At 62.0% G+C, this 21,310-nt stretch carries 23 protein-coding genes; 10 read left to right on the plus strand and 13 right to left on the minus strand.

From position 1 onward, the window contains the following. Positions 1-218: 218 nt before the first annotated feature. From clpX to NKJ90_RS04870, 3 genes are all read right to left on the minus strand, one after another. Positions 219-1,493, minus strand: a complete 1,275-nt coding sequence (gene clpX, locus NKJ90_RS04860) for an ATP-dependent Clp protease ATP-binding subunit ClpX (RefSeq protein ID WP_023759839.1) — start codon at positions 1,491-1,493, stop codon at positions 219-221. A gap of 296 nt (positions 1,494-1,789) precedes the next feature. Beyond that, positions 1,790-2,419: an ATP-dependent Clp endopeptidase proteolytic subunit ClpP gene (clpP, locus tag NKJ90_RS04865; protein WP_023759840.1), complete on the minus strand. Its 630-nt coding sequence runs from the start codon at positions 2,417-2,419 to the stop codon at positions 1,790-1,792. 280 nt (positions 2,420-2,699) lie between these two features. Continuing rightward, positions 2,700-3,803, minus strand: coding sequence for an NAD(P)/FAD-dependent oxidoreductase (locus tag NKJ90_RS04870; RefSeq protein WP_023759841.1), 1,104 nt, complete (start codon positions 3,801-3,803; stop codon positions 2,700-2,702). A gap of 105 nt (positions 3,804-3,908) precedes the next feature. On the opposite strand from NKJ90_RS04870, the gene NKJ90_RS04875 reads away from it, so the two are divergent. The 3 genes from NKJ90_RS04875 to NKJ90_RS04885 all read left to right on the plus strand — a co-directional run bounded on the left by NKJ90_RS04875 (position 3,909) and on the right by NKJ90_RS04885 (position 6,365). Continuing rightward, positions 3,909-5,159 (plus strand): cytochrome P450, encoded by a 1,251-nt coding sequence (locus tag NKJ90_RS04875; protein WP_023759842.1) that lies wholly within the window; start codon positions 3,909-3,911, stop codon positions 5,157-5,159. Further along, entirely contained in the window at positions 5,156-5,326 is a 171-nt protein-coding gene (locus NKJ90_RS04880) for a hypothetical protein (RefSeq protein ID WP_023759843.1), read from the plus strand. The genes NKJ90_RS04875 and NKJ90_RS04880 overlap by 4 nt, the downstream gene beginning before the upstream one ends. Positions 5,327-5,480: 154 nt before the next feature. After that, entirely contained in the window at positions 5,481-6,365 is an 885-nt protein-coding gene (locus NKJ90_RS04885) for an AraC family transcriptional regulator (protein ID WP_352485745.1), read from the plus strand. A 178-nt stretch (positions 6,366-6,543) separates the two neighbouring features. Here the strand turns inward: NKJ90_RS04885 and NKJ90_RS04890 are convergent, their stop codons facing one another. The 6 genes from NKJ90_RS04890 to NKJ90_RS04915 form a co-directional block, all read right to left on the minus strand. Further along, positions 6,544-6,891 carry a cupin domain-containing protein gene (locus NKJ90_RS04890; protein ID WP_023759845.1) on the minus strand — a complete coding sequence of 116 codons (348 nt, stop codon included), beginning with the start codon at positions 6,889-6,891 and terminating at the stop codon, positions 6,544-6,546. A gap of 95 nt (positions 6,892-6,986) precedes the next feature. Then, entirely contained in the window at positions 6,987-8,267 is a 1,281-nt protein-coding gene (locus NKJ90_RS04895) for an O-acetylhomoserine aminocarboxypropyltransferase (protein ID WP_352485747.1), read from the minus strand. A 159-nt stretch (positions 8,268-8,426) separates the two neighbouring features. Continuing rightward, a complete protein-coding gene (locus tag NKJ90_RS04900) occupies positions 8,427-8,948 on the minus strand; it encodes a CoA-binding protein (protein ID WP_023759847.1) in 522 nt (173 codons plus the stop codon). Beyond that, positions 8,945-9,727, minus strand: coding sequence for an AAA family ATPase (locus tag NKJ90_RS04905; RefSeq protein ID WP_023759848.1), 783 nt, complete (start codon positions 9,725-9,727; stop codon positions 8,945-8,947). The genes NKJ90_RS04900 and NKJ90_RS04905 overlap by 4 nt, the downstream gene beginning before the upstream one ends. Further along, positions 9,727-10,149: a VOC family protein gene (locus NKJ90_RS04910; RefSeq protein WP_023759849.1), complete on the minus strand. Its 423-nt coding sequence runs from the start codon at positions 10,147-10,149 to the stop codon at positions 9,727-9,729. The genes NKJ90_RS04905 and NKJ90_RS04910 overlap by 1 nt, the downstream gene beginning before the upstream one ends. 10 nt (positions 10,150-10,159) lie before the next feature. Continuing rightward, positions 10,160-10,981: an enoyl-CoA hydratase gene (locus NKJ90_RS04915; RefSeq protein WP_023759850.1), complete on the minus strand. Its 822-nt coding sequence runs from the start codon at positions 10,979-10,981 to the stop codon at positions 10,160-10,162. Between the two features lie 154 nt (positions 10,982-11,135). Between NKJ90_RS04915 and NKJ90_RS04920 the strand changes: the two genes are divergently transcribed. The 4 genes from NKJ90_RS04920 (at position 11,136) to rpsI (ending at position 13,862) form a co-directional block, all read left to right on the plus strand. Then, entirely contained in the window at positions 11,136-11,588 is a 453-nt protein-coding gene (locus NKJ90_RS04920; protein WP_023759851.1) for a PaaI family thioesterase, read from the plus strand. 146 nt (positions 11,589-11,734) lie between these two features. Next, positions 11,735-12,568, plus strand: a complete 834-nt coding sequence (locus NKJ90_RS04925) for a class I SAM-dependent methyltransferase (protein WP_023759852.1) — start codon at positions 11,735-11,737, stop codon at positions 12,566-12,568. A gap of 345 nt (positions 12,569-12,913) precedes the next feature. After that, complete coding sequence (rplM, locus tag NKJ90_RS04930) at positions 12,914-13,378, plus strand: 50S ribosomal protein L13 (RefSeq protein WP_023759853.1); 465 nt, start codon at positions 12,914-12,916, stop codon at positions 13,376-13,378. A 1-nt stretch (position 13,379) separates the two neighbouring features. Further along, positions 13,380-13,862, plus strand: a complete 483-nt coding sequence (rpsI, locus tag NKJ90_RS04935) for a 30S ribosomal protein S9 (RefSeq protein WP_023759854.1) — start codon at positions 13,380-13,382, stop codon at positions 13,860-13,862. A gap of 99 nt (positions 13,863-13,961) precedes the next feature. Here the strand turns inward: rpsI and NKJ90_RS04940 are convergent, their stop codons facing one another. Further along, positions 13,962-14,861: a LysR family transcriptional regulator gene (locus NKJ90_RS04940; protein ID WP_023759855.1), complete on the minus strand. Its 900-nt coding sequence runs from the start codon at positions 14,859-14,861 to the stop codon at positions 13,962-13,964. Between the two features lie 91 nt (positions 14,862-14,952). Here NKJ90_RS04940 and NKJ90_RS04945 point away from each other — a divergent pair, with 91 nt between their 5' ends. Beyond that, the gene (locus NKJ90_RS04945) at positions 14,953-15,825 is read left to right on the plus strand and encodes an aldo/keto reductase family oxidoreductase (RefSeq protein ID WP_023759856.1); all 873 of its coding nucleotides are present in this window, start codon (positions 14,953-14,955) and stop codon (positions 15,823-15,825) included. 225 nt (positions 15,826-16,050) lie between these two features. Here NKJ90_RS04945 and NKJ90_RS04950 read toward each other — a convergent pair whose 3' ends face one another. The 3 genes from NKJ90_RS04950 to NKJ90_RS04960 form a co-directional block, all read right to left on the minus strand. Continuing rightward, positions 16,051-17,109, minus strand: a complete 1,059-nt coding sequence (locus tag NKJ90_RS04950; protein WP_023759857.1) for a glycerophosphodiester phosphodiesterase family protein — start codon at positions 17,107-17,109, stop codon at positions 16,051-16,053. A gap of 353 nt (positions 17,110-17,462) precedes the next feature. Next, positions 17,463-18,101, minus strand: a complete 639-nt coding sequence (locus NKJ90_RS04955) for an FMN-binding negative transcriptional regulator (RefSeq protein WP_023759858.1) — start codon at positions 18,099-18,101, stop codon at positions 17,463-17,465. Positions 18,102-18,149: 48 nt separating this feature from the next. Further along, positions 18,150-18,794 (minus strand): helix-turn-helix domain-containing protein, encoded by a 645-nt coding sequence (locus tag NKJ90_RS04960; protein ID WP_023759859.1) that lies wholly within the window; start codon positions 18,792-18,794, stop codon positions 18,150-18,152. A gap of 543 nt (positions 18,795-19,337) precedes the next feature. On the opposite strand from NKJ90_RS04960, the gene speB reads away from it, so the two are divergent. Together speB and argC are read left to right on the plus strand one after the other, a co-directional pair. Continuing rightward, a complete protein-coding gene (gene speB / locus NKJ90_RS04965) occupies positions 19,338-20,348 on the plus strand; it encodes an agmatinase (RefSeq protein ID WP_023759860.1) in 1,011 nt (336 codons plus the stop codon). A gap of 30 nt (positions 20,349-20,378) precedes the next feature. Further along, positions 20,379-21,308 (plus strand): N-acetyl-gamma-glutamyl-phosphate reductase, encoded by a 930-nt coding sequence (gene argC / locus NKJ90_RS04970; RefSeq protein ID WP_023759861.1) that lies wholly within the window; start codon positions 20,379-20,381, stop codon positions 21,306-21,308. Positions 21,309-21,310 lie beyond the last annotated feature (2 nt).

The raw sequence follows: 21,310 nt of genomic DNA on the forward strand, positions 1-21,310 counted from the left end.
ACGGGATTTTTACAGCACAGAAATCGGGCACCTCGGCCTTCTCCATTTAGTTGGATGCACGATCCCCAAAGATCAAGGGGCGAGTCCAAATCCGTAGCTCCAGCGTGCCCGCAAGTGACACATTTGCGACGACCACACCGAACGTCCTGCAAAAAAACCTGCGCGACAGCAAAACGGCGCCTTGCGGCGCCGTTTCAGAACTTCGCTGCGAGCTCATGTCAGGCGCTGACATTGCCCTTCTTTTCCTTCTGCTCGGAGTAGATATAGAGCGGCCGGGCGCTGCCGGTCACCACCTCCTCCGAAATCACGACCTCGCGCACGCCTTCGAGCGCCGGAAGTTCGAACATCGTATCGAGCAGGATCGCTTCCATGATCGAACGCAGGCCGCGTGCGCCGGTCTTGCGCTCGATGGCGCGCTTGGCGATCGCCGACAGCGCGTTCTCGTGGAAGGTCAGGTCGACATTCTCCATCTCGAACAGCCGCTGGTACTGCTTGACCAGCGCGTTCTTCGGCTCGGTCAGGATCTGGATCAGTGCCGGCTCGTCGAGATCTTCCAGCGTCGCCAGGACCGGCAGACGGCCGACAAACTCGGGGATGAGACCGAATTTCAGCAAATCCTCGGGCTCGACCAGGCGGAAGACATCGCCGGTGCGGCGATCCTCGGGCGAGGCGACAATGGCACCGAAGCCGATCGACGTCTTGCGGCCGCGATCCGAGATGATCTTGTCCAGCCCGGCGAAGGCGCCGCCGCAGATGAACAGGATGTTGGCGGTGTCAACCTGCAGGAACTCCTGCTGCGGATGCTTCCTGCCGCCCTGCGGCGGCACGGAGGCGACGGTGCCCTCCATGATCTTCAACAGCGCCTGCTGCACGCCCTCGCCCGACACGTCGCGGGTGATCGAAGGGTTGTCCGACTTGCGCGAAATCTTGTCGATTTCGTCGATGTAGACGATGCCGCGCTGGGCCCGCTCGACATTGTAGTCGGCCGACTGCAACAGCTTGAGGATGATGTTTTCGACGTCCTCACCGACATAACCGGCTTCGGTCAGCGTCGTCGCGTCAGCCATGGTGAAGGGCACGTCGATGATGCGGGCGAGCGTCTGCGCAAGCAGCGTCTTGCCGCAACCGGTCGGGCCGATCAGCAGGATGTTGGACTTCGCCAACTCGACATCGTTGTTCTTGCCGGCATGCGCGAGGCGCTTGTAGTGGTTGTGGACCGCCACCGACAGCACGCGCTTGGCGTAGGGCTGGCCGATGACATAGTCATCGAGAACCTTGAGGATCTCCTGCGGTGTCGGCACGCCTTCGCGCGACTTCACCATCGAGGTCTTGTTCTCCTCGCGGATGATATCCATGCAAAGCTCGACGCACTCGTCGCAGATGAAGACCGTCGGACCGGCGATCAGCTTGCGCACTTCGTGCTGGCTTTTGCCGCAAAACGAGCAGTAAAGCGTGTTCTTCGAATCGCCGCTGTTGTTGCCGACCTTGCTCATTTTCATGTCCTTTCATGGCCGCCCGCCGATGGTCTGGCTGAAAGGGCGCATTCTCTATCTATCGCGGGAATCCGCCGCCGCCAGTGTGTCCCGGCTCCCGCAACGCTTCCCTACGAAACACAAATCAGAAAACGTGGCAATGATTCGCGACAACCCCGCATAAAGCTAAGCCGCCGAAACTCAACATAGGCTTAACGTAGGCAATCCTGTCCCCCGAGGGAACAGCCAATTGTGGCCGAAATGCCGCAAGACACGCCAAAAGCGCGTGATGGCGCCATCCAGCTGCCAATAAGCCCTTATACCAGAGCGACTTCTGCCGCCTCGCGCGACGAAATGACCTTATCGATGAGGCCGAACTCCCTGGCCTCGTCGGCGGTCATGAAATGGTCGCGGTCGAGCGTCTTTTCAATCTCTTCGTAGCTTTTGCCGGTGTGCTTGACGTAGACCTCGTTGAGGCGGCGCTTCAGCTTGATGATGTCCTGCGCATGGCGTTCGATGTCGGACGCCTGGCCCTGGAAACCACCGGAAGGCTGGTGAACCATGATGCGGGCGTTCGGCGTGGCAAAGCGCATGTCCTTGTGGCCGGCGGTCAGGAGCAGCGAGCCCATCGAGGCCGCCTGGCCGATGCAAAGCGTCGACACGGCCGGCTTGATGAACTGCATTGTGTCGTAGATCGCCATGCCTGAGGTGACGACGCCGCCCGGCGAGTTGATGTAGAGATTGATTTCCTTCTTCGGATTCTCGGCTTCGAGGAACAGCAGCTGCGCGCAGACCAGCGTCGCCATGCCGTCCTCGACCGGACCGGTGATGAAAATGATGCGCTCCTTGAGGAGACGCGAGAAAATGTCATAGGCCCGCTCGCCGCGATTGGTCTGTTCGACCACCATCGGAACGAGGTTCATGTAGGTTTCGACGGGGTTTTTCATCAGATATCTCTTATCTCGCGGTGGGATTCCGGCGCCGGCAGTGCTGGCAGATCGGGCAGAATCGGTTCTGGATCGGTATTCCGTAAATAGGATGCCGGCTCATCCTTGTGCAAGGCCGACCCCTCCTAGCCATCTGGGTAAGTCGAATCAAGCTTCCTGACCAAGGATTCGCAGGGCAGGTGCTCCTGCGAGCCTATAGCCGTACCGCCATTACCGCAGGGTAGCTGTTTCTTGACCGCGTCCGAGGCATTGCCAGGACTAGGTTGGCCGCCGGCGGCGTTCAGGCCACCTCCGCTCGCAGCCAGCGCTTCAGGCCGGCGACATCGCGATTGCCGACGGCGGCGGCAACGCGCCGGCCAACCGCCGCGCCGAACTTGTAGCCATGGCCGGAGCAGGCCGAAACGATCAGGCATTTTCCTCGCTCATGGGCGAAGAACTTCTCGTCTGATGTGAAGGTGTAGGCGCAGGTGACGACCTCGGTCACCCTGTATTCCTCGATCCGGGCGATCGGCGGCGAGAACAGGTTACGGATCGCCTCGCCTTCGCCCGCCACCGGCTGACGGTTCCAATCGGCATCGCTGGTCGGCACCCTGTGCAGCCCGGAACCGAATTTCATACCGGCGCCGCCGGAGGGCGGGATCACATAGCCGTCGACCGCGCCGCCGATATCGAGGACAACCGGTGAAACCTGCCAGGCCGCTCTCAAGTCGGCCGGCGGTTCGACATAGGCGAGCGCGGTTCGATAGGTCTTCAGTTCGCCGTCCAGCTCCGGGAATAGTTTCAACACCCACGCTCCTGCCGTGACGATGATGCGGTCGGCCTGCATCGTGTCGCCGCTTTCGAGCACGAGGCGGCCGGCTTCGGCATCGATTGCCGTCACTTTGCTGTGCTCGTACACATTGGCGCCGTTGGCACGCAGCCAGGCGGCAAGGCCGGAAGCTATCTTGCGGCAGTGGAGCGCGCCGCCTTCCGGCGAATAATAGGCATAGCGGAACGTGCCTGGCTCGAGAAACGGCCAGCGTTTCACCGCCGCGTCCGGCTCCAGCAATTCGAAAGGAAAATTGCCCTCTTCGAGGCCCTCGCGGTATTCCTCGGCCTCGTCGCCCGGCTCGCGCGAAATGCAGACAAATCCGCGCGCATCGAGGTGGCTTTCGCCGAGATCGGCCCACATCTCGTCCCAGGCCGCATAGGCTTCGGTGATCAGCCGGCCGTAACCGGTTCCGGCGCGGTAGGCGCGGCGGATGATGCGATGGTGGTCACCCGACGCGGCCAGCGGATTGGGAATCGGTCCCTGCTCGACGATCGAAACACTGTAACCTGCCTTGACCAGCGACCACGCGGTGGAGAGACCGGCAATGCCCGCGCCGACAACGATCACATTCATCAAATCAGTCTTTCCGCAGCCGGTCCGGCTGGCTCAACGCATTGGGCTGTTCGGCGCCAACATACGGTCTGGAACCCGGCTGGCAAGCCGCGCTATTGGTCTGGCATGAGCAAATTGACGCCACCCGCCCTGGCCTTTGATCCCGCCACTCGACGCCTGCGGCTTGACCCGCACGAGCCGGCCTTTTTTCAAAACCCGTACGAGGCCTATGCCTTTCTGCACGACGCATCGAATGCATTCTTCTGGGAAGAATTCGGCTTCTGGTGCTTTGGCGGCTTCGACGACGTCAACCGGCTGCTGCGCGACCGCCGCTTCGGCCGCCAGAACCCTGCCGGCATTCCAGACAGCCGCGGCATCGGCGAGGACCGCAGCCATCTCAGCGCATTCGACGGCATCGAAGCCAATTCGATGCTGGAACTGGAGCCGCCGGTGCACACGCGGCTCAGAACACTGGTCAACCGCGCCTTCGTCTCGCGGCAGGTCGAACGGCTGCGGCCGCGAGTCGAAGCGCTCGCCAACGAGTTGATCGACCGTTTCCAACCGGGCAAGACCGTCGACTTGTTGCCGGCCTTCGCGGCGCCGCTGCCGATCACCATCATTGCTGAAATGCTCGGGGTGCCGGTCGAGATGGGGCCGCAACTGCTCGACTGGTCGCACCGAATGGTTGCCATGTACATGCATGGCCGCACGCGCGAAACCGAGGAGACGGCCAACCGCGCGGCGGGCGAATTCGCCGATTTCCTGCACGGTTGCGTCAACGAGCGGCGCAAGAACCCCGGCGACGACCTGCTGTCGCTGCTGATCTCGGCGCAGGAGGACGGCCAAAAACTGTCGGAGGACGAAATGGTGTCCTCGGCGATCCTGCTGCTTAATGCCGGTCACGAAGCGACGGTGCACCAGACCGGCAATGCCATCCGCTCGATCCTGGCGCAAGGCGGCGATGTCAGCCGCTTCTTCGGTTCACCCGAAGCGACCGCGGCCACGGTCGAGGAATGCCTGCGCTTCGACGCGCCGCTGCACATGTTCACGCGCTACGCCTACCAGGAGATCGAAGTTGGCCCCGGCATCGTCGTGCAGCCGGGCCAGACGATCGGGCTGCTGCTGGGCATGGCCAATCATGACCCGCGCGCCTTTGCCGAACCGCAAGCCTTTCAGCCCGGCCGTTCGGACCAGAAGAACGTGTCCTTCGGCGCCGGCATTCATTTCTGCATCGGTGCGCCGCTGGCCCGGCTCGAATTGCAGGTGTCGCTGAAAACCCTGTTCGAACGCCACCCAAAGCTCCATCTTGCCGAAAGCCCAAGCTTCCGCGACACTTACCACTTCCATGGGCTGGAAACGCTCGCCGTCGGCTTTTGACGATCGCGGGTTGGCCGCCGGCCTATTTCAACCATGGCGCCCTGTGCGGCTGCCTTGCCCGCGAAGTGCCGACCCAGGGCATCGGCCAGGAAGGGCTCGATCTCCTGGCGCAGTATTATTGCGACGAGATCTCCGATGCGGCCTGCAGCCAGTTTCCAGTGAAATAGTCGTACCCAGGCAGTGCAAGCTTGGCTCGATCCTCGCGGGGGAGCCTGAAAGCCGTTGCTGGCAGGCCCCTGTTGATCCATGCCAAATCGCAAGATCGGTCGAGCGCGACATATCCGGAAAGGCCTAACTGGTGTCGTCACGGAGGAAGAGACGTTGAAGGCCGCACTTGAAAACTACCAGGCCCGAATGCAGCGAGTGCTGGACCATATAGACCAGCATCTCGATGACGATCTGAGCCTGGAGGCGTTGAGCGGTGTCGCGGCGTTCTCGAAATACCATTTCCACCGGCAGTTCACGTCCACCTTCGGGGTGTCCGTGCATCGCTATGTCCAGCTCGCCCGCATGAAGCGTGCTTCGTACAGGCTTGCCGAGAGTGACGCCCAGAGCGTCACCGACATAGCCATGGATGCCGGTTACGACGCACCGGATGCCTTCGCCCGCGCCTTTCGGCAACGGTTCGGACAATCGCCCTCGTCGTTCCGGAAGTCTCCCGACTGGGGGTCGTGGCTCATGGCCTTCGGGCCCCTCGAAAAAGCAAGGAACACGCTCATGCAGATAATCTTTGAACACGACGACGTGACGATCCGCAATGTGCCTCCGACGCCGGTGGCGATCATGGAGCATCGCGGAGACCGGGCGACGCTCCAGGACACCATCCAGCGGTTCATCGCCTGGCGTAAGGCCGCGGGCTTGTCGCCCGAGACAAGCCCGACCTTCAACGTCTTCCGTTCCGAACGGGAGCCCGCTGTCCCGGCTGACTATAGCATGGACATTTGTGCCGGGACCGACCAGCCGATCGAGGCGAATGACGCGCAGATGAAGGCTGGCGTGATCCCCGGCGGGCGCTGTGCGGTGCTGCGCTACCCCGGCAACACCAACAATCTCGAGCCCGCAGCACTTTACCTTTATCGTGAATGGCTTCCGGCGAGCGGCGAGGAAGCACGCGACTTTCCGATCTATTGCCAACGGCATCTGTCCCATTTCCCGGAGGGGCCGCTACGCGAAGTGGTCGTTGAACTCTTTCTGCCTTTGAAATAACTCGGCAGGACAGCGGCTTGTCCCTTCCGCTCGCGAGAAGCGGACAGGTTGCTGTCCATCACTCCCGTCATGCCGCATTGATGAGTTCACGGCCCGCTCGGTCGGCAGGCCGCCAATGTCTGCTGTACCGCGGCGCGGAACCGCACCGGCATTTCACCAGAATCGTTGCGACGCGAGATCAGAGCTTGATCACATACTCCTTGCGCGTCGTTTCAAGCACTTCCCAGCTGCCATTGAAGCCGGGCCTCAGCACAAAGCTGTCGCCAGTCTTGACGGTGCGCGCCTGCCCACCGTCCTCCGCGATCACCGAAACGCCGGACAAGATGTGGCAGAACTCCCACTCGTCATAGACGATGCGCCACTTGCCGGGGGTCGATTCCCAGATGCCGGCATAGAGCCCGCCGTCGCGCTCCTCGACGTTCCAGGTGCGGAATTTGGGATCGCCCGAGATCAGCCGATCCGGTGCCGGCGAGCCAGGCTCGGCCTCGACGCTGTCCGTCGATATTGTCAGGTAATGCGCCGACAAGACTTGCCTCCATGAAAAGAGCCGGCGCTGCGCCCGGCTCACCCCCACCCCGGCGCTGCGCGCCGACCCTCCCCACAAGGGGGAGGGTAAAAAGATCAGACCTTGGCAAGCGCCTGTTCGAGGTCGGCGACGATGTCGTTGACGTCCTCGATGCCTATGGAAAGCCGCACCGTGTCCGGTCCCGCGCCGGCCTTGACCTTCTGCTCGTCGGAAAGCTGGCGGTGCGTGGTCGAAGCCGGATGGATGACCAGCGACTTGGTGTCGCCGACATTGGCCAGGTGCGAGAACAGTTCGAGCGCCTCGACGAATTTGACGCCGGCGTCATAGCCACCCTTCAGTGCGAAGGTGAACACGGCGCCGGCGCCCTGCGGCGAGTATTTCTTCTGCAGCGCGTTGTTCTTGTCGCTGGGAAGGCCGGGGTAGTTCACAGACGCGACCTTGGGGTGGTTGGACAGCCAGGCTGCGATCGTCACGGCGTTGTCGCAGTGGCGCTGCATGCGCAGCGGCAAGGTTTCCAGGCCGGTCAGGATGAGGAAGGCGTTGAACGGCGAGATCGCCGGGCCGAGATCGCGCAGGCCGAGCACACGCGCGGCAATGGCGAACGCGAAATTGCCGAAGGTTTCGTGCAGGACGAGGCCGCCATATTCAGGGCGCGGTTCCGACAGCATCGGGTATTTGCCGGACTTCGACCAGTCGAAGGTGCCGCCATCGACGATGGCGCCGCCGATCGAATTGCCGTGGCCGCCGATGAATTTGGTCAGCGAATGCACGACGATGTCGGCGCCATGCTCGATCGGCCGGATCAGGTAGGGCGAGGCCAGCGTGTTGTCGACGATGAGCGGCAGACCATGCTTGCGCGCAATGTCGCCGATCTTCTCGATATCGACGAAGGTGCCGCCCGGATTGGCGAGGCTCTCGATGAAGATCGCCTTGGTCCTGTCGTCGATCTGGCTTTCGAAGGTCGAGATGTCGTTGGTGTCGGCCCAGCGCACCTCCCAGCCATAATTCTTGAAGGCATGGCCGAACTGGTTGATCGAACCGCCATAAAGCTTGTTGACGGCAACGAAATTGTCGCCCGGCTGCATCAGATTGTGGAACACGATCACCTGCGCGGCGTGGCCGGAGGCGACCGCAAGAGCCGCCGTGCCGCCTTCGAGTGCCGCCATGCGCTCTTCCAGCACCGCCTGCGTCGGATTCATGATGCGGGTGTAGATGTTGCCGAAAGCCTTCAGTCCGAACAGTGAGGCGGCATGGTCGGCGTCGTCGAAGACGAAGGAGGTCGTCTGGTAGATCGGCGTGGCACGAGCGCCGGTCGCCGGGTCGGGCTTGGCCCCGGCGTGGACGGCGAGCGTATTGAAACCTGGCGTGCGGGTCACTGAAAACCTCCCTGAAAAACCTTCTGAAATTCGCCGGGCATTCTTGGCGAAGCCCGGCCTCGAATGCAAAGAAGAAAATACCCTTCCGTGCGGGACCTTCTATCAAGTGGCTGGAAAATATGGCGTTTGCCGGAATAATTTTGCGCTGTTGCCCCTCGCCTACTTCTGGCGCACGCCGAAACTCTGGAATCCCGACCGCATCAGCGGCTTCTTCGACGACAGCACGCCGGAGTTGACGCCGGTCCAGCCGATCTCGCCGGACAGTTTGCCGTATTCGATCTTGGGGCAGCGGTTCATCACCACCTTGATGCCGGCGGCCTCGGCGCGGGCGGCTGCCTCGTCGTGGCGCACGCCAAGCTGCATCCAGATCACTTTCGGCAAGGGGTCGAGCCGCAACACCTCGTCGATGATGCCGGGCACCGCTGCTGGCGCGCGAAAGATGTCGACCATGTCGATCGGCTCCGGAATGTCGGCCAGCCTGGCATAGGTCATCCGGCCGAGGATCTCCTTGCCGGCCTGGCCGGGATTGATCGGAAACACCGAAAACCCCTTGGCCAGCAGATATTTCAGCACGAAATAGCTAGGCCGCACATCATTGGCGGATGCGCCGACCATGGCGACGGTCTTCACCGAGTTGAGGATGCCGGCGATGTAGGTGTTGTCGTAGCTATCGTGGTTCATGGCTCGTCCTCATACAACGCCTCGTCGAGAAAGCCATCCGGGTCATTGCTGAAATCGCGCATCATGCGGAAATGGTCGGTATCGCGAAAATCGGAGGGTTCCAGCCCGAAGCGGCTGATGCGGAACAGCCGCGCCCCGGGACAGGCCATCAGCAACGGCGAATGCGTCGCCATGACCACCTGCGCGGTGCCCGACTGGTCCATGCGCCGCAGCATCTTGAGCAGCTCGATCTGGCGCGATGGCGAAAGCGCGCTCTCCGGCTCGTCGAGGATGTAGATGCCTTGCCTGCGGCAGCGTTCCTCGAAAAAGCGGATGAAACCCTCGCCATGCGACCAGGACAGGAAGTCCGGCGGCGGCGGCTTGAACGGATCTTCCAGCGCCGCCTGGTCGAGATAACGAGCCACGGAGTAGAAGGATTCGGCACGAAAGAACCAGCCGGCGGTGACCTTCGGCAGCCAGTGGCCGCGGAATGTGTTTGCCAATGCTGAGCCACTCTTGTCGATGGCGCTGGAATGGTCGACCGGCCGGTAGCCCTTGCCGCCGCCGGCTTCGTCATAGCCGGCCAATGCGCCGATCGCCGCGAGCAGCGTCGATTTGCCGGTGCCGTTCTCGCCGACGATAATGGTGATCGGCGTGGTGAATTCGAGTTCGAAGTCGTGGCCGCGAAACAGCGGCAGGTTCCAGGGGTATTTTTCCCAATCCTCGACCCGTGCGGGGTCGAGCAGGATGCGCTTGAGATAAGGTGCCTTGAGCCGCGTCAGCTGCTTGCGGTAGGCCATCAATCGGGCAGCGAGATCGTGCCGTCTTCCGCGATCGGAAAGGCCGGATTGTGCGCCACTTCCCAGACATGCCCGTCGGCGTCGGCGAAATAGCCATACCAGCCGCCCCAGAAGGCGCGCCCGGCCGGCTTGACGATGCGGCCGCCGGCTTTCTCGGCCCTGGCGAGGACTTCATCGACCTCCGTGTCGGAACGGGTGTTGTAGGCGAGATAGACAGCGGACGGTGCGCCGGAAAAGGCAACACCCGAATCCTCCTCGGCGCTGGCGCGCGGGAACAGGCCGAGAATAACGCCGCCCATCTGGAAAAAGGCGACACCCTCGGTGATCCCGGTATGACGGGTCAGGCCCATCGCTTCGTAGAAGCGAACGGCGCGGTCGAGATCGTCTGTGGCGATGGTGACAATGGAGATGCGCGGTTCCATGGTGCTGCCCCTATTCGTCCGTCCATTCCGGTTTGCGCTTGCCGATGAAGGCGCCGATGCCTTCCTCGGCGTCACGTGCCAGCATGTTCTCGACCATGACGCGGCCGGTAAGGGCATAGGCATCCGCCAGTCCCATTTCGGCCTGCGCGTAAAAGGCTTCCTTGCCGGTCTTGACCACCAAAGATGATTTGGCAGCAATGGTTTGCGCGTATTTGGTGACAATCTGATTCAGATACTCACGCGGCACGACGCGGTTGACCAGGCCGAATTCTTTGGCGGTCGCGGCATCGATCGTTTCGCCAGTCAGCAGCATCTCCATCGCATGCTTGCGCGAAACGTTGCGCGACAGCGCCACCATCGGCGTCGAGCAGAACAGACCGATGTTGACGCCTGGCGTGCAGAAAGTCGCCTCATGCGAGGCAATCGCCAGATCGCAACTGGCGACCAGTTGCAGCCCGGCGGCGGTGGCGAGGCCGTCGACTTCGGCAATCACGGGCAGCGGATGACGCACAATCGCCTGCATCAGCGCGGCACAAGCCGCAAACGTCTCTTCGAAGAAGGCCCTGCCACGGTCGGCATCGGAGCGCCTCGCGGTCATTTCCTTGAGATCATGGCCGGCGCAGAACACCTTGCCGGACGCCGACAGAACGATGACGCGAACGGCCTTGTCGGCCTTGGCGCGTTCGAGTTCCGCCGTCAGCGCCGCCATCACCGCCAGCGACAGGGCGTTAGCGGGCGGATTGGCAAGCGTCAGGCGCAGCACGCCCTTGTCCAGCCTTGCGGCAACCGGACCGTCAACGGCAACAGGCTTGATGGCAAGGATTTCGGCCATGGATATAGTCTCCGCGATTCCGCTCGGGGCTGGCAGAGTATCTAATACCGGATCGGGTTTCGTCCAACACCGATCGCTTGCGCCAACGGACGAAGGTGTTGCTAGAAACGCCGTGCTGCGCTCATACAGGCCTGGCCCGAAACGAGAGGCCGATATGCCCGCCCAGACCAACCTCAAGCCGGTGCTGACCGCGGCACAGGTCAATGTGCTGATGGAAACTGTCTATCCGCAGCTCAACGAGCAGTTCAGATATTACGAGGCGATCGAGGTGTTTCCGGGCGGTTGCACCGTGCGGCTCAATGCAGGCGAGCGGCATCTGCGTCCCGGCGGCACGGTATCCGGCCCCTCGCTGTTCACGCTGGCCGACATTGGTGGGTATGTCTGCGTGCTGTCGCATGCCGGACCGGATGCGCTCTCGGTGACCACCAATCTCAACATCAATTTCGTCCGCAAGGCCGAGGCCGGACCGATCGATGGTCACTGCCGCATCCTGAAGCTCGGAAAGAGCCTGATGGTGTTCGACATCGACATGGTTGCCGGCCCGGAAGCCCACACGGTGGCTCACGCCACCGGTACCTATTCGATCCCGCCGAAGCGTAACACATAGTGCCGGACAAGGCGCAGCAGGATGACATGATGGTCCTTGGTTTGGGCAAGAGCAGTCGGACCGGGGCAACAAGAAAGCTTTCCGCCGGACAAGCAACCGACTAATCTTGGCCAGCATCCACGGTCGGAACCAGAGAGACTGAGCCCTTGGCAACGAACTCCACCTCTACGGGACACGAAGCCAGCGATGCGGGGTGGCTTGACTTGCACTTCGAGTCGTCGCGTCCTGAATATGAACAGGCGCTGCGTGCGATAGGCATTCAGCCGGGTTGGGCGGTTCTGGACGCTGGCTGCGGCAGCGGCAGCTTCTTGCCTGTCCTGCGTGACTTGGTAGGGCCGAGCGGAACGATCGATGTGATCGACATGGCACCCGAGAACATCGCGCGGGTGAAGGGCTGGATACCGGACCTTGGGCAGGAGCCGACAATCCACGCCCAAACTGGCAACGTTCTGGAATTGCCCTTTATCGACGCTTCCTTCGACTGCGTCTGGTCGGCCAACGTCATGCAATACCTGACCCCGGCCGAGTTCGCCCAAGCGGTCCGGGAAGCTTGCCGTGTCCTGAAGCCCGGCGGGATGCTTGCCATCAAGGACTTCGACTCGACTCTGTTGCATATCCTGCCGATCGACCGGGGCGTTCTCTCGCGTTTCATGGCGATCCGCCTGCAGGCATTCCGCGACAAGGGGGTATTGGGAACGGATTGCGGATCGACGCTGCCCGCTCGCCTTCGAGCCGTCGGCATCACACCTTTGTGGCGTAAGGGTTGGCTCGTGGAGCGCTGGGCGCCCGTTTCGTCTTTCACGCGCGCTTATGTCGCCGATCTCCTGGCTTACTTCGCATCCGTTTCAACCACTTACGACCTCAGCCAGGCCGACCGGAGCTATTGGCAGCGCCTGGGCCAAAATCCGGGCGAGCTGCTCGACCAGCCCGACTTCTGTTACCGAGAACTTTTTGTCCTTACGGTCTGTCGTACGACGTAGAGGCGTCACATTGGACCGGGATAGGCGACGCGCTACCGAGTCGATCCCAATTCACCGCCGCCTTGGCAGAAGGCAGCCACCTTGTCTCGGTTCCGTTCCTGTCGAACCATTTCGATGTGGTAAAATAATACCTTTTTGCTAAGCGATTGTTTTTGCTGCTTTTTTGCGTACAAACCTGCTTTTCCTATGCCTTGACGCCACAACCACCCTCGCCTATAAGCCCCTCACGAAGCAGCGGCCCGCAAAGGCCGCCGTTTTGTTATTGGCGGCGGGCAAGCGCTTTTCGCCAATCCAAGCAACAAGAAACGCCTTCCCTCGTGAAGGTCAGAACCGAGAGCAGAAAACATGACAACCTTTTCGCAGAAGCCTGCGGATGTGGTGAAGAAGTGGATCCTGATCGACGCCGAAGGTCTCGTCGTCGGTCGTCTCGCCACTGTCATCGCCAATCATCTTCGCGGCAAGCACAAGCCGACCTTCACCCCGCATGTCGACGACGGCGACAATGTCATCGTCATCAATGCCGACAAGGTGGTGTTCACCGGCAAGAAGTTCACCGACAAGGTCTATTACTGGCACACCGGCCACCCCGGCGGCATCAAGGAGCGCACCGCGCGCCAGCTGCTCGAGGGCCGTTTCCCCGAGCGTGTCGTCGAGAAGGCCGTTGAGCGCATGGTGCCGCGTGGCCCGCTCGGCCGTCGCCAGATGAAGAACCTGCGCGTCTATGCAGGCGCCGAGCATCCGCATGTCGCCCAGCAGCCCCAGGTTCTCGACGTGGCCAAGCTGAATTCCAAGAACAAGAAGGTCGCATAAGATGGCTGAGCTTTCCTCGCTCGCAGAACTGGGCGCCGCCACCGGCAACACCAATACGCAAGCCGCGGCCCCCGTCCACGTCCAGAAGCTCGACAAGTCGGGCCGCGCCTATGCCACCGGCAAGCGCAAGAACGCCATTGCGCGTGTCTGGGTGAAGCCCGGCTCGGGCAAGATCATCGTCAACGACAAGGAATTCGCGACCTATTTCGCGCGCCCGGTCCTGCAGATGATCCTCAACCAGCCGATCATCGCCTCGAACCGTTCGGGCCAGTACGACATCGTCGCCACCGTCGTCGGCGGCGGCCTCTCCGGCCAGGCCGGCGCCGTGCGCCACGGCATCTCCAAGGCGCTGACCTACTACGAGCCGACGCTGCGCGCCGTGCTCAAGAAGGGCGGCTTCCTGACCCGCGACAGCCGCGTCGTCGAGCGCAAGAAGTACGGCAAGGCGAAGGCCCGCCGCAGCTTCCAGTTCTCGAAGCGCTAATCGCACCGCCGCTTCAGACAATCGAAAGGCCGCCTCCGGGCGGCCTTTTTGTTTGCGGCTCACCAATCACTCCATCCATGCCTTTGGCGTCACGACAGCTCAGGACTTGCCGGACCTGATGAAATCGATGAACGCCCGCAGCGGGGCCGGCACCAGGCGCCGGCCGGGATAATACAGAAACGGTCCGGGAAAACTCGGCCACCACGGTTCGAGAATGGGCTCAAGCGCGCCGCTGTCGAAGTAAGGGCGTAGCCAGCCCTCGAAGAGGCCGATGATGCCGGTGCCGGCGATGGCCGCATCGACGGCAAGGTCAGTCGCCCCGCCGATCCGCACGATCAAAGGCCCCGTTGGATCGACCCGGACCACCTCCCCGTCGCGCTCGAATTCCCATGGCAGCATCGCACCGCTGGCAAAGCGGCCGCGCACGCAGGAATGTCCAAGCAGGTCGCTCGGGTGTTCCGGCCGTCCATGGCGATCGAGATAGGCAGGGCTGGCGGCGGTGGCGAAATGCTGCACGCGCGGCCCGATAGGCACCGCGATCATGTCCTGCTCCAGCCGCTCGTCGTAGCGGATACCGGCGTCGCACCCGGCCGCCAGCACGTCGACAAAGTTCTCGTCGGCGATCACCTCCAGCCGGATACCGGGATAGGCGGCAAGAAAACCCGGGACGATGTCGGGCAATATCAGCCGCGCCGCGCTTACCGGCACGTTGAGCCGCAACGAGCCCGCCGGCCTGTCGCGAAAGCCATTCACCACGTCCAGCGCCGCCTCCACCTCCGACAGCGCCGGGCCAAGCCGTTCCAGCAAGCTGAGGCCGGCCTCGGTCGGCACAACGCTGCGCGTGGTTCGGTTGAACAGCCTGACACCCAGCTGTGTCTCGAGGCGACGCACCGCCTCGCTCAAACCGGAGGCGCTGCCGCCGCTGGCTCGCGCCCCGTCGCGGAAACCGCCGGCGCGCGCCACAGCCACGAAGGCGTTCAGATCACTGAGGTCCATCATTGTTCGCCATTCCGCACAGCCTGTGTGGATTGTACCTGATTATCACGAGGTTGAGCAGCGTCTATCTCTGCCTCATCAAAGGAGATCAATCATGTCCGATATTCAACAGGCCGGCACTTTCACCCTTGGCAGCCATACCGTGAAGCGGCTCGGCTACGGCGCCATGCAGCTCGCCGGACCCGGCGTGTTCGGGCCGCCCAAGGATCATGACGCGGCATTGGCCGTGCTGCGCGAAGCGGTTGCACAAGGCGTCGACCACATCGACACCAGCGACTTCTATGGTCCGCACGTCACCAACCGGCTGATCCGCGAGGCGCTGGCACCCTACCCCGACGATCTCGTCATCGTCACCAAGATCGGCGCACGCCGCGGTGCGGATGGTTCATGGCTGCCGGCCTTTTCTCGCGAAGCCCTGACCCAGGCGGTACACGACAATCTAAGCAATCTCGGGCTCGAAGTGCTCGACGTGGTCAATTTGCGCGTCATGTTCGACACCCATGGCCCCGCCGAAGGGTCGATCGAAGCGCCGCTCACCGTGCTGGCCGAGCTTCAACGAAAGGGCTTGGTCAGGCATATCGGACTGAGCAACGTGACGGCTGCGCAGATCGCGCAAGGACGCCGGATCGCCGAGATCGTCTGTGTGCAGAACCAGTACAATCTGGCGCATCGCGGCGACGACTCCCTGATCGACGACCTCGCCCGCGACGGCATCGCCTATGTACCGTTCTTTCCGCTCGGCGGCTTCAACCCGCTGCAGTCGTCGACGCTGTCCGATGTGGCCCAGCGCCTCGGCGCCACCTCGATGCAGGTCGCGCTCGCCTGGCTGCTGCGTCGCGCCCCCAATATCCTGCTGATCCCCGGCACATCGTCTGTCGGGCATCTCAGGGAGAACCTAGCGGCTGGCGAACTGGTGCTTTCGGACAACGTGCTGAGCGAATTGGATGGCATAGCGATGGCTGCTTGAGGGTGGGACCCACTGGGGAGCAAGGCCTTCCAGTTAGGGCTCGGCAGTCACCCACCCGGCGCTTCGCGCCGACCTCCCCATCAAGGGGAGGTAGGGTGGCGCGCTCCAGCACTTGCCAGGCCTTGCGAGACACTCGATGGGTGGGAATCTGCCGTGACCTTCTACCTCCCTCGATGGGGAGGTCGGCGCGGAGCGCCGGGTGGGGTGCGGCGCCAGCGTTCCTAACTAATTGATACTCGCCGTGTTCGCCGGCTCAACCGGCCGCGCCTCGATGGCATAAGGCACGCGAAAACCGTTCGCCGCCAGCCAGCCGATGGCTGCCTTCGGCTCATCGGTCTGGATGATAGTGGCGCCGCGATCGGCCCAGAAGCCCCAGGCTTCGCGCGGCAGGCTGGCCTGGACTGCCAGTTCATCGCCGCGGCCGCCGGCAAGGAAGCCGCCCGGCTTGTTGACGATGGCGTAGGTGTCGGCCCAGATGTGCCAGTTGCCACGTACGGCAGCCGCGCGCATTCGCGTGCTGAATAGCGGCCCGCCGGTCTCGGTCAGCGTCTCAGCGCCCGCCCGCCAGTTGATCAGTTCGATCGCGCGCGGCGACAAGGCACGGTCGACCGTTTCGGCGAAACCGGCATTATGCACCGCGTCGTCGGCGATGATCGGCATGAACTGAAAGCCGCCGTTGATGGCGCTCATGGCGGCCTTGACCGTGGAAATCCTGTTCTGGTTCCACAGGTTCTCCTTGACGATGACCTGCTCGGCCATGCCGAGATCGCGAGCGACAGCGATCATGCCCGAGAGATCGCCGACGTCGAGCTTGTTATCGAGATTGATGAGAATCCTGTCTCGCGTTGCCGTCAGCATCTCGCGCAGCGTCGAGACCGTCTCATCGGTAACGATGCGGGTACCTTCGATCACCAGCCTACAGGTCCTGAGTTCCGCCAGCGTGTATTTGACCACCTCGCCCTTGCAGGTCGTGGTGCGATCAAGCCAGCTGTCATGCATGACGACGAACTCACCATCCTTCGAACGCCGGATGTCGACCTCGACGATCTCAGCGCCCATGGCGATCGAGCCTTCGACCGCGGCAATCGAGTTTTCCGCATAAAGCGTCTTGCCGGCCTGCATGCTGCCGGCGCGATGCGCGGCCACCATCACGTGGTCGCGCCACTGGTTGGCATGGTCGAAGCGGTCGAGAATCTGGCTGGCGCGGGTCTCACCGGCCAACGACTGGCCAGAGAAGACCGCAAGTGCCGAGGAAAAGAATAGGCTGAGCCAGATGGTCCGCATCGAGAATCGCTCCTTGCCGGGACGAAATCGAGATAAGCGATGCCCGTGACAGGGAGGTGAACGCAGCCGGCTAGGATGCGTGGACACTTGTCTGAATCCAGAGGACGGTTGCCGCGATGTGACGGCAAGATAGTTTCTCGAATTGTGTGGCGAGGGCGTAGGAACTGCTTGAGCCTGGGAAAAGCGACATTCGATCAGGTGACGTTGGGCATAGCGGCGCTTGTCGATCGGGTATTTGCGGCGCAACAGATCGGCATCTTAGCCCGCGTCGGCCATGACGACGAATGCAGGTCGCGTTCCCCGCGAGCCGAAGCATTTGTCTCTCAGGGCCACCTGTCGGGACAAGACTGATGCTATTGGGATTTGGCCGCCGCAGCCGCGAGCATCGCTTCTCCTATCCCATTGACGCCTTGGGCATTCAGCATTTCACCAGCGTTCTGAATATCGCGCACCTCTTTGTTCTGGCTGAGTTTTGATTTCCCAACCAGGCCGGTGATCTCGATCTCCAGGGCGACGATCGCCTTAACCATCGTGTCTATGAAGTCCCTCGGCGCGTCGCCCATCTTCCACGGGGCAAGCTGCGAGGCTTCTTGTATATGAGTGAGCTTCGCCACGTTACGGCGTACATATCGCTCATCATCCCGGACAGTGATGCGTCCGTGGGCGTGGACGACGAGATAGTTCCACGTCGGCACCTGCTTGTGGAGTTCGTGCTTGCTTGGATACCAGTTCGGCGAGATGTAAGCGTCGGCCGCACGGAAGATAACGAGGACTTCATCGCCATTGGCGACTTCCTGCCAGACTGGATTCTTGCGGGCAACATGACAATTGAGGACGCCCTTGTCTCCCTTCGAGCGGTCGAGCTCAAAGGGGACGTGGTTCGCGTCGAGGATGCCTTTGCTTTGGGTGACCAGGATACCGAGCGGGTGTCTCTCGATAAGGTCGAACTGGGCGTTCTGATCGGGAACGGCAAAATGGGGCGGAACGTACAACGGTATTTCTCCTGTCGTGAGTGGCGGCTGTTAGTGATCGGCGAAATCTTACGGAACGGGCCCGGGCATCTTCGTTGCGGTCGACGAGCGCCCCGCATCTCGCTGTCCACCACGCTCAAGGACGGCCATCGAGAAGTGGGCGGGCACATCAGATACCGCCGCGTATGTGTGCGGTTGATCAGTGACAAGCCGCGCACTCTCGCCCTGGCTCAAAATTACTGCATGGGTACCCACCAGGACACTCAGGGACCCCTGAGTCACCGAGATCAGCTCGCGCGTATCCGGACTATGAGCATCTGCGGAAAACACGTCGCCCGGCATAATGACCCAGCTCCACAATTCGAACATCGTGCGTCCCGAGGTCGATGAATGAAGTTGTGCAAAGCTTCCTTTGGCGCTTGTCCAAAGCGTCCTCGTCTCTGTCCGCTCAATGGGAAGGCGAACTGTGGAAGGATCGTCATTCAGCAAATCGGCCACGGAGAGCGAAAACGCCGCCGCCAGTCGGCAAAGTATGCCGATACTGGGGTTCGCCTTGCCTTGCTCAAGCGAGACGACGGTTCCCTTGGACAACCCGCTCAGTTTTGCCAGTCGATCCAGGGTCAGATTTTGGTCGCGCCTCAAGTCTCGGATTCGAACCGCTATCGCTTTGCCAAGCATCTGCTCGGAATCCATCGCTGTCGTAACATCGGTCATTATATTGACTTAGTGCCTCGGCTCATCTATTGCGGTCAATATAATGACCGACGCGAATTTGCAACTGCGCCGTAGCGAGGAAATCATCGATGCGCCAAGGCGCCAGCCGGATTGCTACGAATGTCCGTGGGACTTGAGCATCCTCAGGACATTATCAACGAACTGATGCAGGCCCTAGGATGAGTGGACACTTGTCGATCGGGTATTTGGCATCGTAGGCCGCGTCGGCCATGACGACCTTTGCGGGCAACCCCTCGATCGAGGTGACCCAGCGGTGCCGCGATACCGAAATCATTGTCGCCCGCCAGGCAGACGAAAAGCACGATAACCGCCCTCATCACGATCTCGGCGAGGGTCCAGTCGGTCCTGGCGAGGACCTGTCGCGCCCCTGCAATGGAATCATGCTGAAATCAGGCCCGCAAGGCGACAAATCCTGCCTTGGAGTGGCACTCGCGCAGCACCATTCCGTCTCGCCAAGCTGTGACTGGTATCTTCCCTGCCGCTTCTGTAGTTGTTGCACCCCGATGAAAACGAGGATCCGCAATGGCGAACAACAACATCGACAACGCCTTCACCGCCCGTTCCAAAATGGGCGCCGCGTTCGAGCCGACCTATTCCGGCGCGCTGTCGTTCATGCGGCGTAAATACACCAAGGACGTGAAGGGCGCTGACGCGGTGGTGTGGGGCATTCCGTTCGACGCCGCCGTGACCAACCGGCCTGGCGCTCGTTTCGGGCCGCAGGCTATACGCCGCGCCTCGGCGATCCTCGACAACGACCCGCAATACCCGTTTTCACGTGATCTATTCGAGCATCTGGCGGTCGTCGACTATGGCGATTGCCTGCTCGACTCAGGCAACCACCAGAAGACGCCCGGCACGATCGAGCGTGAGGCGGCGAAGATACTCAAATCAGGCGCCTTCCTGCTGACGCTCGGCGGCGACCATTTCGTCACCTGGCCATTGCTCAAGGCGCATGCCGCCATCCACGGTCCCCTCGCCCTGGTGCAGTTCGACGCGCATCAGGACACCTGGCCGGATGATGGCAAGCGCATCGACCACGGATCCTTCGTCGGCCGCGCCGTCAAGGAGGGCATCATCGATCCAGATCGCTCGATCCAGATCGGGATCCGCACCCACGCGCCCGACACGTTCGGCATCAAGATCCTCCACGGCCATGAAATCGAGGAAATGCGGGCATCCGATATCGCCTACGCCATCGTCGACCGCACCGGCGGCAAGAAGACCTATCTCACCTTCGACATCGACTGCCTCGATCCGGCCTATGCGCCGGGAACAGGCACGCCGGTAGCCGGCGGACCGTCCTCGGCGAAGATCCTTTCGACGCTGCGTCAGCTCAACCAGATCGACATTGTCGGCGCCGATGTCGTAGAGGTTGCGCCGGCCTATGATCACGCCGATATAACGGCGATCGCCGGCTCGATGGTGGCCATGCAATATCTCGGCCTGCTGGCGGAGCGAAAGGCACGGCTCGAAGAGCTGAGCAACAACGGCAGCCACCAGGGTGCCGCAGTGAATCAAGGACAGGACATATAGTCCTGAATTAACAGGGAATTTGATCAGTCCATGAAACCGAAAATCTTCATCGACGGCGAACACGGCACTACCGGTCTGCAGATCCGGGCGCTGCTTGCCGAGCGCGGCGACCTGGAAATCATCTCGGTTCCCGCCGAGCGTCGCAAGGAAACAGCTGCGCGCGCCGAGTTCCTCAATGCCGCCGATGTCGCGATCCTGTGCCTGCCCGACGATGCGGCGAAGGAGAGCGTGTCGCTTATCGCCAACGACACCACCAAGGTCATCGATGCGTCGACCGCGCATCGCGTGGCGGAAGGCTGGGCGTATGGTTTCGCCGAGATGGACAAGACGCAGGCGAAGACAATTGCCTCGGCAAAACGCGTTGCCAACCCCGGCTGCTGGCCGCAGGGACCGATCGCCACGCTGCGGCCGCTGGTCACCGCCGGCCTGCTACCCGCCGATTTCCCGATCACCGTCAACGGTATTTCGGGCTATTCGGGCGGCGGACGGCCGATGATCGAGGACTATGTCGCCAAGGGCGAGGACGCCTCGGAATTCCTCCCTTACGGCCTCACCTTGCAGCACAAGCACGTGCCGGAACTCAGGGCCTATGCCAAGCTATCGCATGATCCGATCATGCAGCCGGCGGTCGGCAATTTCGCGCAAGGCATGATCACGGTCGTGCCATTGCAACTGGGCGGTCTCGACCATGTGCCGACGGGTGCGGAGCTGCATGCGGCGATTGCCGACCATTTCGCTGCCATCAAGGGCGGCGTGGTCGAGGTGGCGCCCTATGCGCATTCGGAGCGCATGCCGGAGATCGATCCGGAGGTCTACAATGGCACCAACCGGATGAAGGTCTACGTCTTTGCCAACGACAAACGCGCGCAGGCCCTGCTGCTGGCGGTCTATGACAATCTCGGCAAGGGTGCCTCGGGTGCCGCCGTCCAGAACATGGACTTGATGCTCGGGCTGACCTAGGT

Source organism: Mesorhizobium sp. M0051 (assembly GCF_040323235.1).
Classification (GTDB): Bacteria; Pseudomonadota; Alphaproteobacteria; order Rhizobiales; family Rhizobiaceae; genus Mesorhizobium.

Excerpts from the sequence above, each read along its gene's own strand:
- clpX (WP_023759839.1), bottom strand. The coding sequence starts at position 1,493 with ATGAGCAAGGTCGGCAACAACAGCGGCGATTCGAAGAACACGCTTTAC.
- clpP (WP_023759840.1), bottom strand. The coding sequence starts at position 2,419 with ATGAAAAACCCCGTCGAAACCTACATGAACCTCGTTCCGATGGTGGTC.
- NKJ90_RS04870 (WP_023759841.1), bottom strand. The coding sequence starts at position 3,803 with ATGAATGTGATCGTTGTCGGCGCGGGCATTGCCGGTCTCTCCACCGCG.
- NKJ90_RS04875 (WP_023759842.1), top strand. The coding sequence starts at position 3,909 with ATGAGCAAATTGACGCCACCCGCCCTGGCCTTTGATCCCGCCACTCGA.
- NKJ90_RS04900 (WP_023759847.1), bottom strand. The coding sequence starts at position 8,948 with ATGAACCACGATAGCTACGACAACACCTACATCGCCGGCATCCTCAAC.
- NKJ90_RS04905 (WP_023759848.1), bottom strand. The coding sequence starts at position 9,727 with ATGGCCTACCGCAAGCAGCTGACGCGGCTCAAGGCACCTTATCTCAAG.
- NKJ90_RS04910 (WP_023759849.1), bottom strand. The coding sequence starts at position 10,149 with ATGGAACCGCGCATCTCCATTGTCACCATCGCCACAGACGATCTCGAC.
- NKJ90_RS04915 (WP_023759850.1), bottom strand. The coding sequence starts at position 10,981 with ATGGCCGAAATCCTTGCCATCAAGCCTGTTGCCGTTGACGGTCCGGTT.
- NKJ90_RS04920 (WP_023759851.1), top strand. The coding sequence starts at position 11,136 with ATGCCCGCCCAGACCAACCTCAAGCCGGTGCTGACCGCGGCACAGGTC.
- rplM (WP_023759853.1), top strand. The coding sequence starts at position 12,914 with ATGACAACCTTTTCGCAGAAGCCTGCGGATGTGGTGAAGAAGTGGATC.
- rpsI (WP_023759854.1), top strand. The coding sequence starts at position 13,380 with ATGGCTGAGCTTTCCTCGCTCGCAGAACTGGGCGCCGCCACCGGCAAC.
- NKJ90_RS04940 (WP_023759855.1), bottom strand. The coding sequence starts at position 14,861 with ATGATGGACCTCAGTGATCTGAACGCCTTCGTGGCTGTGGCGCGCGCC.
- NKJ90_RS04945 (WP_023759856.1), top strand. The coding sequence starts at position 14,953 with ATGTCCGATATTCAACAGGCCGGCACTTTCACCCTTGGCAGCCATACC.
- NKJ90_RS04950 (WP_023759857.1), bottom strand. The coding sequence starts at position 17,109 with ATGCGGACCATCTGGCTCAGCCTATTCTTTTCCTCGGCACTTGCGGTC.
- NKJ90_RS04960 (WP_023759859.1), bottom strand. The coding sequence starts at position 18,794 with ATGACCGATGTTACGACAGCGATGGATTCCGAGCAGATGCTTGGCAAA.
- speB (WP_023759860.1), top strand. The coding sequence starts at position 19,338 with ATGGCGAACAACAACATCGACAACGCCTTCACCGCCCGTTCCAAAATG.
- argC (WP_023759861.1), top strand. The coding sequence starts at position 20,379 with ATGAAACCGAAAATCTTCATCGACGGCGAACACGGCACTACCGGTCTG.